The sequence below is a fragment of the Sulfitobacter sp. G5_S2_6_S6 genome (genome assembly GCF_054968505.1).
Genome location: NZ_JBQKUI010000001.1, coordinates 681,205 through 695,579 on the forward strand (window position 1 = coordinate 681,205; position 14,375 = coordinate 695,579).

The 14,375-nt window shown below is 56.2% G+C and carries 17 protein-coding genes; 8 read left to right on the forward strand and 9 right to left on the reverse strand.

Annotation, left to right across the window (positions count from 1 at the left end; genetic code table 11):
* The first annotated feature begins 57 nt into the window (after positions 1 to 57).
* The 6 genes from ACTRWK_RS03335 to ACTRWK_RS03360 all read left to right on the forward strand — a co-directional run bounded on the left by ACTRWK_RS03335 (position 58) and on the right by ACTRWK_RS03360 (position 4,237).
* A complete protein-coding gene (locus ACTRWK_RS03335) occupies positions 58 to 711 on the forward strand; it encodes an SH3 domain-containing protein (protein WP_289081645.1) in 654 nt (217 codons plus the stop codon).
* Positions 712 to 741: 30 nt separating this feature from the next.
* Positions 742 to 1,569, forward strand: a complete 828-nt coding sequence (locus ACTRWK_RS03340; protein ID WP_289081644.1) for an SDR family oxidoreductase — start codon at positions 742 to 744, stop codon at positions 1,567 to 1,569.
* A gap of 58 nt (positions 1,570 to 1,627) precedes the next feature.
* Positions 1,628 to 1,834, forward strand: a complete 207-nt coding sequence (locus tag ACTRWK_RS03345) for a twin transmembrane helix small protein (protein WP_005849896.1) — start codon at positions 1,628 to 1,630, stop codon at positions 1,832 to 1,834.
* Positions 1,834 to 2,406 carry a cob(I)yrinic acid a,c-diamide adenosyltransferase gene (locus tag ACTRWK_RS03350; RefSeq protein WP_037941311.1) on the forward strand — a complete coding sequence of 191 codons (573 nt, stop codon included), beginning with the start codon at positions 1,834 to 1,836 and terminating at the stop codon, positions 2,404 to 2,406. Before ACTRWK_RS03345 ends, ACTRWK_RS03350 begins: the two co-directional genes overlap by 1 nt.
* Before the next feature lie 146 nt (positions 2,407 to 2,552).
* Entirely contained in the window at positions 2,553 to 3,311 is a 759-nt protein-coding gene (locus tag ACTRWK_RS03355) for an electron transfer flavoprotein subunit beta/FixA family protein (RefSeq protein WP_005849900.1), read from the forward strand.
* Positions 3,311 to 4,237, forward strand: coding sequence for an electron transfer flavoprotein subunit alpha/FixB family protein (locus ACTRWK_RS03360; protein ID WP_005849902.1), 927 nt, complete (start codon positions 3,311 to 3,313; stop codon positions 4,235 to 4,237). Before ACTRWK_RS03355 ends, ACTRWK_RS03360 begins: the two co-directional genes overlap by 1 nt.
* 50 nt (positions 4,238 to 4,287) lie before the next feature.
* Here ACTRWK_RS03360 and ACTRWK_RS03365 read toward each other — a convergent pair whose 3' ends face one another.
* Positions 4,288 to 5,112, reverse strand: coding sequence for a DUF6473 family protein (locus tag ACTRWK_RS03365; protein WP_037941307.1), 825 nt, complete (start codon positions 5,110 to 5,112; stop codon positions 4,288 to 4,290).
* Between the two features lie 158 nt (positions 5,113 to 5,270).
* On the opposite strand from ACTRWK_RS03365, the gene ACTRWK_RS03370 reads away from it, so the two are divergent.
* Positions 5,271 to 6,146, forward strand: coding sequence for a 3-hydroxybutyryl-CoA dehydrogenase (locus ACTRWK_RS03370; protein ID WP_005849905.1), 876 nt, complete (start codon positions 5,271 to 5,273; stop codon positions 6,144 to 6,146).
* 66 nt (positions 6,147 to 6,212) lie between these two features.
* Here ACTRWK_RS03370 and ACTRWK_RS03375 read toward each other — a convergent pair whose 3' ends face one another.
* From ACTRWK_RS03375 to ACTRWK_RS03405, 7 genes are read right to left on the reverse strand one after another with little or no spacing between them, the layout of a single operon-like run.
* Entirely contained in the window at positions 6,213 to 7,103 is an 891-nt protein-coding gene (locus ACTRWK_RS03375) for a lysophospholipid acyltransferase family protein (RefSeq protein ID WP_005849907.1), read from the reverse strand.
* Between the two features lie 55 nt (positions 7,104 to 7,158).
* A complete protein-coding gene (locus tag ACTRWK_RS03380; RefSeq protein ID WP_005849908.1) occupies positions 7,159 to 7,428 on the reverse strand; it encodes an HPr family phosphocarrier protein in 270 nt (89 codons plus the stop codon).
* A gap of 15 nt (positions 7,429 to 7,443) precedes the next feature.
* On the reverse strand, positions 7,444 to 7,836 hold the full coding sequence (locus ACTRWK_RS03385; RefSeq protein ID WP_005849910.1) for a PTS sugar transporter subunit IIA: 393 nt from the start codon (positions 7,834 to 7,836) through the stop codon (positions 7,444 to 7,446).
* Entirely contained in the window at positions 7,833 to 8,726 is an 894-nt protein-coding gene (gene rapZ / locus ACTRWK_RS03390; protein ID WP_037941304.1) for an RNase adapter RapZ, read from the reverse strand. Before rapZ ends, ACTRWK_RS03385 begins: the two co-directional genes overlap by 4 nt.
* Positions 8,719 to 9,147 (reverse strand): HPr kinase/phosphorylase, encoded by a 429-nt coding sequence (locus tag ACTRWK_RS03395; protein ID WP_064215913.1) that lies wholly within the window; start codon positions 9,145 to 9,147, stop codon positions 8,719 to 8,721. The genes rapZ and ACTRWK_RS03395 overlap by 8 nt, the downstream gene beginning before the upstream one ends.
* Positions 9,148 to 9,154: 7 nt before the next feature.
* Entirely contained in the window at positions 9,155 to 10,834 is a 1,680-nt protein-coding gene (locus ACTRWK_RS03400) for a sensor histidine kinase (RefSeq protein ID WP_235602485.1), read from the reverse strand.
* A 41-nt stretch (positions 10,835 to 10,875) separates the two neighbouring features.
* Positions 10,876 to 11,577: a response regulator transcription factor gene (locus tag ACTRWK_RS03405; RefSeq protein ID WP_005849917.1), complete on the reverse strand. Its 702-nt coding sequence runs from the start codon at positions 11,575 to 11,577 to the stop codon at positions 10,876 to 10,878.
* Between the two features lie 364 nt (positions 11,578 to 11,941).
* Between ACTRWK_RS03405 and ACTRWK_RS03410 the strand changes: the two genes are divergently transcribed.
* On the forward strand, positions 11,942 to 13,540 hold the full coding sequence (locus ACTRWK_RS03410; protein WP_005849919.1) for a phosphoenolpyruvate carboxykinase: 1,599 nt from the start codon (positions 11,942 to 11,944) through the stop codon (positions 13,538 to 13,540).
* Positions 13,541 to 13,587: 47 nt separating this feature from the next.
* Here ACTRWK_RS03410 and ACTRWK_RS03415 read toward each other — a convergent pair whose 3' ends face one another.
* Positions 13,588 to 14,304: a hypothetical protein gene (locus tag ACTRWK_RS03415; RefSeq protein ID WP_037941300.1), complete on the reverse strand. Its 717-nt coding sequence runs from the start codon at positions 14,302 to 14,304 to the stop codon at positions 13,588 to 13,590.
* Positions 14,305 to 14,375 lie beyond the last annotated feature (71 nt).

Below are 14,375 nucleotides of genomic sequence, written 5' to 3' on the forward strand. Positions count from 1 at the left end.
CAGCCTTGGGGAGACCTGCTGCGGGTCTAGGCTGTCTGCTATTTCGAGGAATGTGTGATGAAGCGGTTTATTTTGTTAACCTTCGGGTTTCTTGGTTGGGCATTCTACGAGATGAGCGGCGGGGCCGATTTTCAACCCGCGAGCGCTCAGATGGCTGCGAATGCAGACCAAATGCCAGCACAGGAGAACGAAATCACCGCTGAAACCTCAAACGAACCAGTCGAGACGGCAAAGGTCATCCCGGCGGTCGCGACGGCTCCGGTTGATACGACCCCGCCGGGTTTTGAAAGCACCGCGCAAGCTGATGATGCCGAACGCGTTTCTGTCACCCTCACCACCGCATTGAATACCGCGGACACCGGTGCTGCGACTGACGTATCGTATGTGCCTGTCGCCCAGAATATCGCGGCGAACGGGGCGGACACGCCAGCAATTATTCCCAGCCTGATCGTTCCGAACGACAGCGGTGCCGCGATCGTAGAAGCCCGTGCTGAAACGAACCTGAGCAGCGAAGCGAATATTCGTTCTGTATCCGGCAACCGTGTGAATGTCCGTGGTGGCCCGGGCACCGAGTTTCAGGTCGTGAGCAAGCTAGGTCGCGGCGATTCGGTCGAGATCATTCAGGATAACGGCGATGGATGGGTAAAGATGCGTCCCGTAGACGGCGGGCCAGAGGGCTGGATGGCCGATTTCCTGTTGTCGAACGGGTAAACTACTCAACAACTCCCGAGACAACTGTTCATGCAACAACGTACAATTTTAATTACCGGCTGCTCCTCCGGGATCGGCTACGCGGCTGCGCATGCCTTGCGCGAACGCGGCTGGAGGGTTTTCGCCTCATGCCGCCAATCACGCGATTGCGAGAGGCTAGCCGCCGAAGGATTTGATGCGCCCCAGCTCGACTATACGGATGCCAGCAGCATCGCCGCTGCGCTGGATCATGTACTAGAGCAAACCGGTGGCACGCTCGATGCCCTTTATAACAACGGTGCCCATGCGACACCCGGTGCCGTCGAAGATCTCCCCACAGACGCGCTGCGCGCGATATTCGAAAGCAACTTCTTCGGCTGGCACGAGCTTACGCGCAAGATCATCCCTGTGATGCGGGCACAGGGTCACGGACGCATTATCCAATGCTCGTCCGTCTTGGGATTTGTCACAATGCCGTGGCGTGGCGCTTACAATTCTACAAAATTCGCGCTGGAAGGCTTAACAGACACGCTTCGTATTGAGCTGCGCGACACCCCCATCCACGTGACCCTGATCGAGCCCGGGCCCATTACATCCAACATCCGCGCGAACTCTATCCCGCACTTCGAGCGCTGGATCGATTGGAAAAGCTCTGCCCGAAAGGTGCAATACGAAAGCGCGTTGTTAGACAGGCTATACACTGCGAGAGGGCCCGACAGGTTCGAGCTTCCGCCACAAGCAGTCGTTGACAGGCTTATCCATGCGCTGGAGGCCGACCGCCCACGGCCGCGGTATTATGTCACGACGCCGACGCGTATCTCGGGCATTTTAAAGCGTATTTTACCAACACGTGCCCTAGACTGGGTGCTCTCTCGATAAATTCGGGTTGCGCTACTGCATGACCCCGCTACATCTTTCAGCAACACAAAGGATGCTTATGTTCGCTGATCCGTTATATATCCTGACCGTCGTTGCCGTGATTGCGGTGGTTGTCGTATTGATTTTTGGGCTTGGGGGCTTCGCTGGTGGCGGAGAATTCAATAAGCGCAATTCAAATAAACTTATGCGCATGCGCATCATCGCACAGTTCATCGCTGTCGTTCTCATCGTCATATATGTGTACCTGCGAAAGGACGCTGGCTGATGGTTGTTCTTAATAAAATCTACACCCGCACCGGCGACAAAGGCGAAACCGCGTTGGGAAACGGGGACCGTGTGGCCAAACACGACCTGCGGGTCGAGGCATATGGCACATCCGACGAATTGAACTGTTTTGTTGGTGTCGCGCGGCTTGAGGCGAAAGGCGAAACCGACGCCGCGCTGTCGCGTATCCAGAACGACCTGTTCGACCTGGGCGCTGACCTGTGCCGCCCCGATATGGAAGCGGATGCAGACGCCGAATACCCGCCTCTGCGCCTCGCGGCGGCGCAGGTCGACAGGCTTGAACGTGAGATCGACGTGATGAACGCTGATCTGTCCCCGCTGAGAAGCTTTATTCTACCCGGCGGCACCGCACTTGCCGCGCATTTGCACGTGTGCCGGACAGTTGCTCGCCGCGCCGAACGGCTTGCGGTGCACTTGGCTGACAGAGATTCTATTAATCCGGCCGCCGTCAAATATCTGAACCGGCTAAGCGATTGGTTTTTCGTCGCGGCGAGGGCTTCAAATAACGGCGGTAAGGACGATGTATTATGGGTGCCCGGGGCAAATCGCTAAGGCCGTCAGTCAGAAACGCCGCGTCGAAAGACAATAAATTACTATTTTTGACTGTTTTGCATTCGATTGCTTCGTTACACCGACGAAGAGTTCACATGATCGGGGCCGAACCGGCCCGGATCGTCAACTGAGGAGAGAGAACGCTCATGAAGGTACTGGTACCTGTAAAGCGCGTGATCGACTACAACGTGAAAGTACGCGTCAAAGCGGACGGCACGGGTGTTGATCTTGCCAACGTAAAGATGTCGATGAACCCGTTTGACGAGATTTCCGTCGAACAAGCGATCCGCATGAAAGAGGCCGGCCAGGTCGAAGAAGTTGTGGTCGTCTCTATCGGCGTAAAACAGGCGCAGGAAACACTGCGCACAGCGCTGGCAATGGGCGCGGACCGCGCGATTCTGATCGTGGCGGCCGACGATGTGCACAACGATATCGAGCCTTTGACCGTTGCCAAAATTCTGAAAGGCGTCGTCGAAGAAGAGAAGCCCGACCTTGTTCTTTGCGGTAAGCAAGCGATCGACAACGATATGAACGCCACTGGCCAGATGCTGTCCGCTCTGCTGGGGTGGTCGCAAGCGACCTTCGCCTCCAAAGTCGACATCGATGGCGACAGCGCTGTTGTTACACGTGAAGTCGACGGTGGTTTGCAGACTATTAAGGTTTCCATGCCTACAGTCGTGACTGTGGATCTTCGCCTGAACGAACCACGCTATGCGTCGCTACCCAACATCATGAAGGCAAAGAAAAAGCCTTTGGATGAGAAGACACCTGCCGATTATGGCGTCGAGGTTTCCAACCGTTTGGAAATCATCAAGACGGCTGAGCCAGCAGAACGTGCTGCGGGCATCAAGGTCGAGTCGGTCGATGAACTGGTTGCGAAACTTAAAGAAGCGGGGGCTGTGTAATGGCTGTTCTACTCCTTGCAGAAGTAACTGATGGCGAACTGGCGCTTGACGCGACATCCAAAGCCGTTGCTGCGGCCAAGATGCTCGGCGATGTTACTGTTCTCTGCGCTGGTGGTTCCGCCGCTGCGGCGGGCGAAGCGGCGGCGAAAATCAACGGTGTTTCCAAAGTTCTGGTCGCCGAGGATGAGACCCTTGGCCACCGCCTCGCGGAATCCACGGCGGCGTTGATCGTATCGCTCGCCGGTGATTACGACCACATCACCGCGCCAGCGACCACAGACGCTAAAAACGTGATGCCACGTGTTGCAGCGTTGCTTGACGTCATGTTGCTGTCCGATGTGTCCGGTGTTGTCGATGCCGACACGTTCGAACGTCCCATCTATGCGGGCAACGCGATCCAGACGGTCAAATCCTCGGATGCGAAAAAGGTTATCACCTTCCGCACCACGACGTTTGACGCCGCTGGCGACGGTGGCTCCGCCTCTGTAGAGACGGTATCCGCTGCGGCCGATCCCGGCCTGTCTTCCTGGGTTGAAGACCACGTTGCAGAAAGCGATCGCCCCGAGCTGACATCGGCTGGCGTGGTTGTTTCCGGCGGCCGTGGCGTTGGCTCCGAAGAAGACTTCGCCTTGATCGAAAAGCTGGCTGACAAGCTGGGTGCCGCTGTTGGCGCTTCGCGCGCTGCCGTTGATTCGGGCTATGCTCCGAACGACTGGCAAGTTGGCCAGACCGGTAAGGTTGTCGCGCCCGAGCTTTATGTGGCGGTTGGTATCTCCGGTGCGATCCAGCACTTGGCCGGCATGAAAGACAGCAAAATCATCGTCGCCATCAACAAAGACGAAGAAGCGCCGATCTTCCAGGTCGCCGACTATGGTCTGGTGGCAGATCTGTTCGAAGCCGTTCCCGAGCTGATCGAGAAACTGTAAGCCTTTAAGGTTTTCACGGATAAGGCCCGCAATCACCTGCGGGCCTTTTTCTATTTCAGGTGTTCAATCGCCTGCGCGACCGCCTTCGCAATCTCTTGATGTGCCCGAACGCCGGAGAGCTGTAGCGCCCGCTCCTTCTCTATCGCAGGGAACACCATCCCCGCCGTCCCCTCGGACATGGCCGCGTGTGACGGTGTCACATATACCACTCCGGCCGCCAGCCGACTCACCTGAGAAACCATAGCTTTGGTCACTAACAGAGGCCCCGCACGAGCCTGCGCCCCCATGTCCCGCGTGGGCTTTTCGGGACCAAGGTGAAGCAGCACGCATGGTCCCGTCATCCGGCCAAGCAGCAGGGTCATTCGTGCGATCCAGGCCTGCTGAAGCTCACGCACCACCATCGCGAACCGAGTGGGCGAGACTTGCTTGAGCGCTTCCAATAGGTGGCGTGTGAAATGAAACTCCGCAAAATCAACCTCGGGGTAGATAGAGCAAAGCAGTTTCGACGGAGCGATAAATCTGTCGTTTCGACGCGGGTGTACTGAATAGTAGCGATTCGACATGTTGTGTGCGCCCAACACTTGCACCACGGTCACATGCGCCCCGGCGGCAATTTTCATGACGTCGGCATCATGTAGAAACACATCCAGACCCGCATTTTGTAACCCGAAATTGATGCAAGGGACCCCGCTAGACAGTTCTACCAACGCGGGGAACGGAGTTTCGACGTAGCGGCCAAACGTCTGGGTGCCGCCAACAAAAACCACATAGGGCGAGGAAGTTCCCCGAAGAGGTCCGCGAAACAGTAGTTTCGACGTGCCATAGCGGCACAACGCGTAGTCCAACCGCCGCCTGCCATCATCCGTAGCGCCCATACCGTTCACCCTGTTCCACCGCTTTACGGACGCAGAATCGCCATAAGTATTTTCGATTTCCTTAATGTTCGGATTTGAGAAAAGCTGTCGTGAATTCCGACCCTTGCGGCTGCTACCCCGCCCGCTTTATGCTGCGGCGAAACAAAAGGGGACAGCGCATGGATATCCAGACAATCGGCATCGTTGGCGCAGGCCAAATGGGCAACGGCATCGCCCATGTTATGGCCTTGGCGGGCTACGACGTGCTGTTGAACGATGTAAGCGCTGAAGCACTGCAAAAGGCGGTTGATACCATTACTGGCAACCTCGACCGTCAGGTTGGCCGCGGTAAGGTAACCGAAGCAGACCGTGACGCGACGCTCAAAAGAATCGTGACAACCCAAACACTTGCAGAATTGGGCCAAAGCGATCTGGTGATCGAGGCAGCAACCGAACGCGAGACCGTCAAGCAAGCGATTTTTGAAGATCTGATCCCCCACCTCAAACCGACCACGATCCTGACGTCGAACACGTCGTCGATTTCGATTACACGGCTCGCCAGCCGAACCGATCGCCCTGAAAAGTTTATGGGATTCCACTTCATGAACCCGGTGCCCGTGATGCAGCTGGTGGAGCTGATCCGCGGGATTGCGACGGATAAGGAAACTTTTGAGGCCTGCCGCGGCGTCGTTGATAAACTGGGCAAAACTGCGGCTTCTGCCGAAGACTTCCCGGCATTTATCGTAAATCGTATCTTGATGCCGATGATCAATGAGGCTGTCTATACACTCTATGAAGGTGTGGGCTCTGTCGAATCTATCGATAGTTCGCTTAAACTGGGGGCCAACCACCCGATGGGGCCGCTGGAGCTTGCAGATTTCATCGGTCTAGACACCTGCCTGGCGATTATGAACGTGTTGCATGACGGGCTGGCCGATACGAAATATCGTCCCTGCCCGCTTCTGACAAAATACGTCGAAGCGGGCTGGCTGGGGCGTAAATCTCAGCGGGGTTTCTATGACTATCGCGGCGATGTGCCTGTGCCCACGCGATAAAACTGCGGCGAGCAGCGGGGGCCAGCCCCCGCGCCCCCGGGGATTTATCCCATTTGGAAGATAGCGTTAGTCTTTAAGCGCAAGTGTATGCGCCCGTAGCCACGCCATGAAACCGCGCGGGTCGTCCGCATGAGCGGCCATCTGCTCTGGCGAAAGCGGCGCGCCTACGATCGGGCCCTGCGGCTTGTCGCATGCGTGCACAATCTCGTGGAGCAGAAGCCCCTGCCGCAAGATGGGCGAGATTTTATTCGCAATTTGATAGGCTCTGCTATTTTGCCCTGGAAAGCGCATTGGCACCACTTGCGCGCCCGAGCGCCGGATCATTTTCGCGGTGAAAACATTCCATTCCGCCTCTATGGCAGGGCCGAACATGGTATCCGAAGCCGCTACGACCCCAGACGGAAACAGCGCGACAACACCGCCATCCTTCAGATGCGCCATCGCTTTGGCGCGCATTTCGACACCTTTGCGCTGCGCATCAGGGTCGTGGGGAAACGGAACGGGGATCATATAACTGCCCGCGACCTCATCGATAGAGGTCAACAAAGAGCGCGTCAGGATCCGATAATCAGGGCGTACCCGTCCGATCAGATCGGCGAAAATCATGCCATCGACCATCCCGTGCGGGTGGTTTGCAACAACGACCACTGGACCCGTTTTCGGAATGCGATCCAGCTGTTCCTGCGGGGTCGTCAGGTCGATCCCCATGGTATCGAGTGCCGCACGCCAGAACCCCTGCCCTGTGGGCGCGCCCTGTTTCTCGAACTGTCGTATCAGGCGCAGAACCTTGAGCTTGCCGGTGAAAAGTTCGATAGCGCTGATGATCCCCGATTTGACAGGATGATCAAACGTGGATGCATAGGACAGGCTTCGGCGGTCATACTTCGTGAAGGTCACCGGTTCGCCGCTGCCATCGTTCAGCAGGGGCGCAGGGCCGGTTGGCGCATTCTCCGTCATGTGGTTAACCCTTTACGCATCACAGTGACCACCGGCCGCATTGCAAACACCGCCGTTACTGGCCTTCGCCGAACTTGTCAGCCACCAAGGCTGTCAACGCATCGGCCAATGCGTCCTGATCCGGGCCGGAGGTCTGTACATCAATCGTACACCCTTTGGACGCCGCGAGCATCAGCAGCCCCATAATGCTATCACCAGAGGCGGACATCCCGTCCTTGCTGACTTCGGCGCGCGCATCAAAAGCCTCGACAACCTCAACCAGCTTGGCGGAGGCGCGGGCGTGCAGGCCTTTTTCGTTTACGATTTTCAATGAGACTTGGGTCATACAATAGGGGCCTTGCTATTCCGCACTAACATTCTGGCTATCAATATATTTTCTGCCGGCCGCCAGGGCCGCGCGCACCGCCTCGGGCACTTCAAGATCACGTGACTTTGCCAGCTTGATCAACATGGGAAGGTTTGCGCCGTAAAGGATCCGACGGTTTTCAGGACGGCATGCAAGCAAACTGAGGTTCGACGGGGACCCACCGAAAAGGTCCGTTACGACGACAACACCATTGCCCGTATCCACGGCATCGGCTGCCTCGCAGATTTCCCGCTGCTTTTCGGTACGATCATGGTCTGCATGGATCGCAATAGCGCGCACGCCGTTTTGCGACCCAACAACATGTTCGATCGCAGCCAAATATTCTTTGGCCAATCCGCCGTGTGCAACAATCACAATACCAATCAACGCGATGTCTCTTCCCGTTTACTACGATCCAGTTCGCGGTGTCTGATGGACACCTGCCAGCCGTCGTTCGAAAGTTTGAACGCCAGATGTTCGGCCAAAGTTACGGAACGGTGTTGCCCCCCTGTGCAGCCAAACGCAAGAGAGATATGCGATTTACCTTCAGTCTTGCAGGCTGGCAGGATCAATTGACACAGAGAGTTTACCTGTGCGGCAAAGCTTTCGAACAGCGGGTCGGCATGCACGTAATCGGCGACCTCTTTTTGTGTGCCGTTCATACCACGCAGCGAGGGTTCCCAATAGGGATTGCGCAAAAACCGGCAGTCAAACACCATATCCGCACTGCGGGGTAAACCGCGCTTATACGAGAAAGACTGTACGGATACGCTGAGGTGATGCTCCCCATCAAGCGCGAACCAGCGCTCCACTTCCGCACGCAACTGGTGCACATTCAGCTCGGACGTGTCGATCAGGACATCCGCCAGCGCCAGCACCGGTTCAAGCAGCTCTTTCTCGCGCACGATCCCCTCGACAGGTGTAGCGGTGGCCGCCATGGGGTGACGCCGGCGTGTTTCGGAGAAGCGACGAAGCAGGACGTTGGTCGCACAATCCAAATATAGCAATTCAATATCTACATCGGGACGAGACCGCATGTCCAACATCAGTTCGATCACGCGATCGGTCGAAAAATCGCGGTTCCGCAAATCGACACCAAGAGCCATCGGACGCAGTTGGCCCGGCGCTTCGAGCAAAGCGCGCAGCATCCGCATGGGAATATTGTCGATCGCTTCAAAGCCTGCGTCCTCCAACACATTGAGCGTCGAAGATCGCCCTGCCCCCGCGGGGCCGGTCACCAGCACCATACGCCGGTTGGGTGTTACATCATCAGTCATCTGCTGTGTATTTCATCATCTTTGCCATCAAGTAAACAGAGGCAGCAAAATGAGGCCCGTCGCATCGTTTCAGGCATCGGATTTGGATGCCCATCACGTTCTGGTATGTGATTTCGGGTAGGCGGTCAGGCTCATCTTGGTCAAGGTCTACGATAAGAAAGATCGGTATCGCACTGCGATGTTTCAAGGTCAGCAAGCCGACGCCTCGCGCCTCGATCAACCCTTTGATCGCGGCGGGTGGGTGCGCGATAACCTGGGCATCCTGAACGATCAAATCCGTGCGGTCATCGGCAACCAGCTCGGCCCCCATCGCAATCATCTGCAGCGCCAGCGCGGACTTGCCTTTACCCGAGCCTCCCCTGATCATCACGCCACGCCCATCAATCGCGACGGTGGTGGCGTGGATCGTGCTTTTGGTCATGGCCGGTTCAGGTGGGCAGGCCGACCACAAAGCGCGCGCCAAGGGGATCAGAGGAGATATCGGCATCCGTGGGCCGGATATTTTCTGCCCAGATCACGCCGCCATGCGCTTCGACAATCTGCTTCGAGATCGCAAGCCCGAGGCCGGAGTTATTGCCAAAATGCTCTTCCGGGCGCTGCGAATAAAAACGCTTAAAGATCTTCGACAGAGCTTGCTCTGGAATGCCGGGCCCCGTGTCTTCGACGACCACAAGAACGCGATTTTCACGTTTACGTGCCCAGACCCGAATGGCATCGCCGTCTTCGCAGAACGAGACGGCATTGCTGATCAGATTCACAAAAACCTGTGCCAGGCGTGCTTCCAACCCGTGCACGATGATCGGCTGTTCGGGCAGATCGGTGATAAAATCGATGCCACGTTTGCGCGCATCTTCGCCAAGATACTGACCCAGATTGCTGATCATCATCAGCAGATCAAACGGCTCTTCCTCTTCCTTGACCAATTCGCTGTCCAGACGGGACGCATTCGAAATATCACTAACCAGACGATCCAACCGGCGAACGTCATGGTCGATGACATCCAGCAGTTTTTCGCGCTGGTCCTCACGCTTGATCAGGCGCAGCGTGCCTACCGCAGAACGGAGTGACGCAAGCGGGTTCTTGATCTCATGCGCGACATCGGCGGCAAACTGTTCGTTTCCGTCGATGCGGTTGTACAATGCGGAAACCATCCCGCGCAGTGCGCCCGACAAGCGCCCTATTTCATCAGGACGCGCCGTCAAATCAGGGATCCGAATGCGGCCCGGGTTCATCTTCCGCGCATCTTTGTCACGCCCAAGCTCTGCCGCGGCAGCAAGATCGGACAACGGATTTGCGATGGTCGAGGCCAGCACGAGGCTCAACCCGATCGAAACCAGCGTCGCGATCACGAACATCTGGAGCACCCTCTCCCGTTCGCCGCGAACCAGTTTGTCAATTTCACCCGCAGCCGAGGTGACGGCGACAACGCCGACTGGCAATCCGTTCTGTACGATCGGCGTAGCAACGGAGAAAAGCGTGCCACCAGTGCCGACAAGATCGTTCCGCACCTTGGTCTCGCCTACCAATGCGCCCGAGACCAACGGCTGCAACTGTTCCGCCAACGGAGCAGGATCTGCCGTGGCGGCGCTTTCGAACGGTCGGGAGAGCAGCCCCCAAAGCCAGCTCAACCCATCGGAAATCAGCGCCGTGTCATCTTCGGCACCGACGTTATTGCGCGCGGCAGCACCCGCGTTCTGCGCAACAAGGCTTTCGGCAGAATCGAATACAAACACCTCGATCCCGCTGCGCAAATCAAGCCGGCCAAGGCTTGCATCCACATCTATCGCGTCGCTCAGGCTGTCAGGCGTACCCGCCGTTGCCAACTGCGCCTCAAAAACGTCAGCGATCAGTTCAGCTTCCGAAACCAGTGACGCACCACGCTGCACGGCCAGGCTATCGCGAGAAGAGTTAAGATAAAGAATACCGGCGGCCAAAACATTCAACGCAATCAAGTTAAATGTGATGATCTTGCGCGTCAGCGGCGACGCACGCAGAGAGAACAGCCCCCGCCGCGCGCGTTTGCTGCGCAGTTCATCTGTCGCGGTTTTGTCCGGAGCGACCCAATCGTCGCCCAATACAACATCACCGTCCCGATAAGGTGTGGTCATGTCTCGCACAAAATTCCTTTCGACAATGGCCATGGCTCAGGTCACTCTTCGTTGTATCTGTAGCCGATGCCATAGAGTGTTTCGATCGCGGAAAACTCGTCATCCGCAGTCCGCATTTTTTTGCGCAACCGTTTGATATGACTATCGATTGTACGGTCGTCGACGTAAACTTGATCATCATATGCCACGTCCATCAACTGGTCACGTGACTTCACAAAGCCGGGGCGCTGTGCAAGCGCTTGCAGCAACAGGAATTCTGTCACCGTCAGGGATACGTCCTTACCCTTCCAGCTGACTGCATGGCGCAACGGATCCATGCGCAAATCACCACGTTCGATCACTTTGGTTTCTTCGGTGTCGCCGACCTCATTGGTTTCCACCGCATCCTGACGGCGCAACAGCGCACGGATACGTTCAACCAAAAGCCGCTGACTAAAGGGTTTTTTCACGTAGTCATCAGCCCCCATCCGCAGGCCGAGCACCTCGTCAATCTCGTCATCTTTGGATGTCAGAAAGATCACGGGCATCGCGGTTTTCTGGCGAAGCCTTTGCAGCAAATCCATGCCGTCCATGCGAGGCATCTTGATGTCCAACACCGCCATGTCGGGCAGCTTTTTATTGAACGCATCCAACGCGGCTTGCCCGTCATTATATGTCTCGACTTCGAAACCTTCGGCTTCCAACGTCATTGAAACCGACGTCAGGATATTCCTGTCGTCATCCACCAATGCAATTTTAGACATTGCCTGTTCCTTTTATATGCTGCTCAACTGCCATAATATTTTTTCTTTCATTGATCATCAATTTACGCGGCCGAATCAATCGGAAACTGCGAATCGCTCCTCATCTTGGCCATAATCACGCCACAATTTGCTAATGAATGGCTAAATTGCCGCACATACAGGGTGCAGACGCCACGTTACCCCATAGCACTTTACGTTCAATTAACGACAGTTTCCGCAAACAGTTACATGGTGGCGCTAACTGCGACTAACCTACCTGTTCATACTGTAAATCAACGTGCTAAGAGGCGGACACGACCCCTTGGGTCGAGCCATTTGTGCAAGAATTGGCACCTTTTCTCGGTGCAGCTACAGGAGACATCACATGACGTTAGGCCGCGTAAATCCGCAATTCCGCCTCGAAGACCAAGGCATAAGCGGGCTTGGTGATGTCTATTACAACATGATCGAACCCGCGTTGGTCGAAGCCGCGCTGAAACGGGAAGAGGGCACGTTAGGCAAGGGCGGCGCGTTTCTTGTGACGACGGGCAAATTCACCGGACGCTCCCCCAAGGATAAACATGTCGTAAAAACCGACAGCGTTGCCGATAAAATCTGGTGGGAAAACAACGCCGAGATGTCGCCTGAAGGCTTTGATGCGCTTCACAAGGACATGTTGGCGCACATGCAGGGGCGTGATTACTTCGTCCAGGATCTGGTCGGTGGGGCCGATCCGAAACACGCGATCAACGTGCGTATGGTGACCGAGTTGGCTTGGCACGGTCTGTTCATTCGCCACATGCTGCGCCGCCCCGAGCGCGACGCGCTGGATGATTTCATCGCAGACTTCACCGTGATCAACTGCCCGAGCTTTTCGGCTGATCCAGCCAAACACGATTGCCGCTCGGAAACCGTCATTGCGATGAACTTCGACAAAAAGATGATCTTGATCGGCGGCACAGAATACGCAGGTGAGAACAAGAAATCTGTATTTACGCTGTTGAACTACCTGTTGCCGGAAAAAGGGATCATGCCGATGCACTGCTCGGCCAACCATGCTACCGGCAATCCCGTTGATACCGCTGTATTCTTCGGTCTGTCAGGCACAGGAAAGACCACGCTATCCGCCGATCCGGGCCGCACATTGATTGGTGACGATGAACACGGCTGGTCGGATAACGGGACCTTTAATTTCGAAGGTGGCTGCTACGCCAAGACGATCAACCTCAGCCGCGAGGCAGAGCCCGAGATTTACGCGACTACCGAAAAATTCGGCACCGTGATCGAGAACATGATCTTTGATGAAGACACCAAAGAGCTTGATTTCGACGATGACAGCCTCACCGCCAACATGCGTTGCGCTTACCCGCTTCACTACATTTCTAACGCCTCGGCAAAAGCGACGGGTGGGCACCCCAAGAATATCATCATGCTAACCTGTGATGCGTTCGGCGTTCTTCCCCCTATCGCGCGCTTGACCCCGGCTCAGGCCATGTACCACTTCCTGTCTGGCTTCACCTCCAAGGTTGCCGGTACCGAACGTGGCGTGACTGAACCCGAGCCTACATTCTCGACCTGCTTTGGTGCGCCCTTCATGCCGCGTCGCCCCGAGGTTTACGGGAACCTTCTCCGCGAGAAGATCGCGGCGCATGGCGCAACCTGCTGGTTGGTAAACACTGGCTGGACTGGAGGCGCTTATGGCACAGGCAGCCGCATGCCGATCAAAGCAACGCGCGCGTTGCTGACCGCGGCCCTGGAAGGGTCGCTCGCCGGGGTAGAGTACCGCAAAGATCCAAACTTTGGCTTTGACGTTCCTGTGGCGGTTACGGGTGTTGCTGACATCCTGCTGGATCCACGCCGGACATGGGACAACCCTGAATCCTACGATCGTCAGGCTGACAAGCTGGTAAAGATGTTTGCAGAAAACTTCGAACAATACCTCCCTTACATTGATGACGACGTGAAAGCCGCCGCCATCGGCTAAAGCTTACCAGAGCCGCGCCAATGCGCGGCTCTTTTTCCATGCGCAGACTATGCCGCTTTCGAAGCTCGGCCCGAGAGCGGCATATCCAGAATAAAGCGCAAATCATCGCGCCCCATATAGGCCATGAACCCCTCGACCGGCGCATCCATTCCGTTGATGAACCACCGCAACGTGCCTGGCTCCGTATGCATATAGCCGTGCCGCGCTGGAAAGCCCTTATACACGACCGAGTTGGTCATAAACGCGATGACATGGTCAGGATCCCAATGCTGCATCGCCTGCCAGAATGCATAGCGCCCCAGCACAGAAGATAGACCTGCGTTTCTGAACTCTCGCGGCGTTGCGCCCACCCAGAACTCCCCATGATAGCACACGTCGCCAGCGATGCGCTGCGCACCCGGCCCCGCGCGATACCGTGATCGGAGAAAATCGATGTCAACGCCGGGCGGCGGAAACTCGATAAATGAACGACGAAGATATTCGGCTAGCTTGGCTCCTTTCAAATCCAGCATACGCATTGCCTGCGTATGCATAACATCGCCTTTGGCATTTCGGCCGACAATCCAAAAGGCATTGGTTTCGTTCAGGTCGTGCGTTTCAGGGTCGAACGGCAGCCCTAGCAAGTGATCCGGACGCGCGTCCTGCAATATCGTCTTATACTCAGCAAAATCATAACCGACCGTTAATGTGATCCCGGCCTCATGCAAAAGTGCGGAACTGCTGGCGATAAACCGTTCGCCGTCTTGAAAACTCAACAACGTCATACTGAACTCTCCTTTGATGCAAGCTGATCAAAGGGTAGCTTATTTATCGGGAATTTTCTTCGATTTTTAGG

What these genes read in the sequence shown, in the direction of transcription:
- ACTRWK_RS03335 (WP_289081645.1), top strand. Translation starts at nt 58, where the DNA reads ATGAAGCGGTTTATTTTGTTAACCTTCGGGTTTCTTGGTTGGGCATTC.
- ACTRWK_RS03340 (WP_289081644.1), top strand. Translation starts at nt 742, where the DNA reads ATGCAACAACGTACAATTTTAATTACCGGCTGCTCCTCCGGGATCGGC.
- ACTRWK_RS03345 (WP_005849896.1), top strand. Translation starts at nt 1,628, where the DNA reads ATGTTCGCTGATCCGTTATATATCCTGACCGTCGTTGCCGTGATTGCG.
- ACTRWK_RS03350 (WP_037941311.1), top strand. Translation starts at nt 1,834, where the DNA reads ATGGTTGTTCTTAATAAAATCTACACCCGCACCGGCGACAAAGGCGAA.
- ACTRWK_RS03355 (WP_005849900.1), top strand. Translation starts at nt 2,553, where the DNA reads ATGAAGGTACTGGTACCTGTAAAGCGCGTGATCGACTACAACGTGAAA.
- ACTRWK_RS03360 (WP_005849902.1), top strand. Translation starts at nt 3,311, where the DNA reads ATGGCTGTTCTACTCCTTGCAGAAGTAACTGATGGCGAACTGGCGCTT.
- ACTRWK_RS03365 (WP_037941307.1), bottom strand. Translation starts at nt 5,112, where the DNA reads ATGGGCGCTACGGATGATGGCAGGCGGCGGTTGGACTACGCGTTGTGC.
- ACTRWK_RS03370 (WP_005849905.1), top strand. Translation starts at nt 5,271, where the DNA reads ATGGATATCCAGACAATCGGCATCGTTGGCGCAGGCCAAATGGGCAAC.
- ACTRWK_RS03375 (WP_005849907.1), bottom strand. Translation starts at nt 7,103, where the DNA reads ATGACGGAGAATGCGCCAACCGGCCCTGCGCCCCTGCTGAACGATGGC.
- ACTRWK_RS03380 (WP_005849908.1), bottom strand. Translation starts at nt 7,428, where the DNA reads ATGACCCAAGTCTCATTGAAAATCGTAAACGAAAAAGGCCTGCACGCC.
- rapZ (WP_037941304.1), bottom strand. Translation starts at nt 8,726, where the DNA reads ATGACTGATGATGTAACACCCAACCGGCGTATGGTGCTGGTGACCGGC.
- ACTRWK_RS03395 (WP_064215913.1), bottom strand. Translation starts at nt 9,147, where the DNA reads ATGACCAAAAGCACGATCCACGCCACCACCGTCGCGATTGATGGGCGT.
- ACTRWK_RS03400 (WP_235602485.1), bottom strand. Translation starts at nt 10,834, where the DNA reads ATGACCACACCTTATCGGGACGGTGATGTTGTATTGGGCGACGATTGG.
- ACTRWK_RS03405 (WP_005849917.1), bottom strand. Translation starts at nt 11,577, where the DNA reads ATGTCTAAAATTGCATTGGTGGATGACGACAGGAATATCCTGACGTCG.
- ACTRWK_RS03410 (WP_005849919.1), top strand. Translation starts at nt 11,942, where the DNA reads ATGACGTTAGGCCGCGTAAATCCGCAATTCCGCCTCGAAGACCAAGGC.
- ACTRWK_RS03415 (WP_037941300.1), bottom strand. Translation starts at nt 14,304, where the DNA reads ATGACGTTGTTGAGTTTTCAAGACGGCGAACGGTTTATCGCCAGCAGT.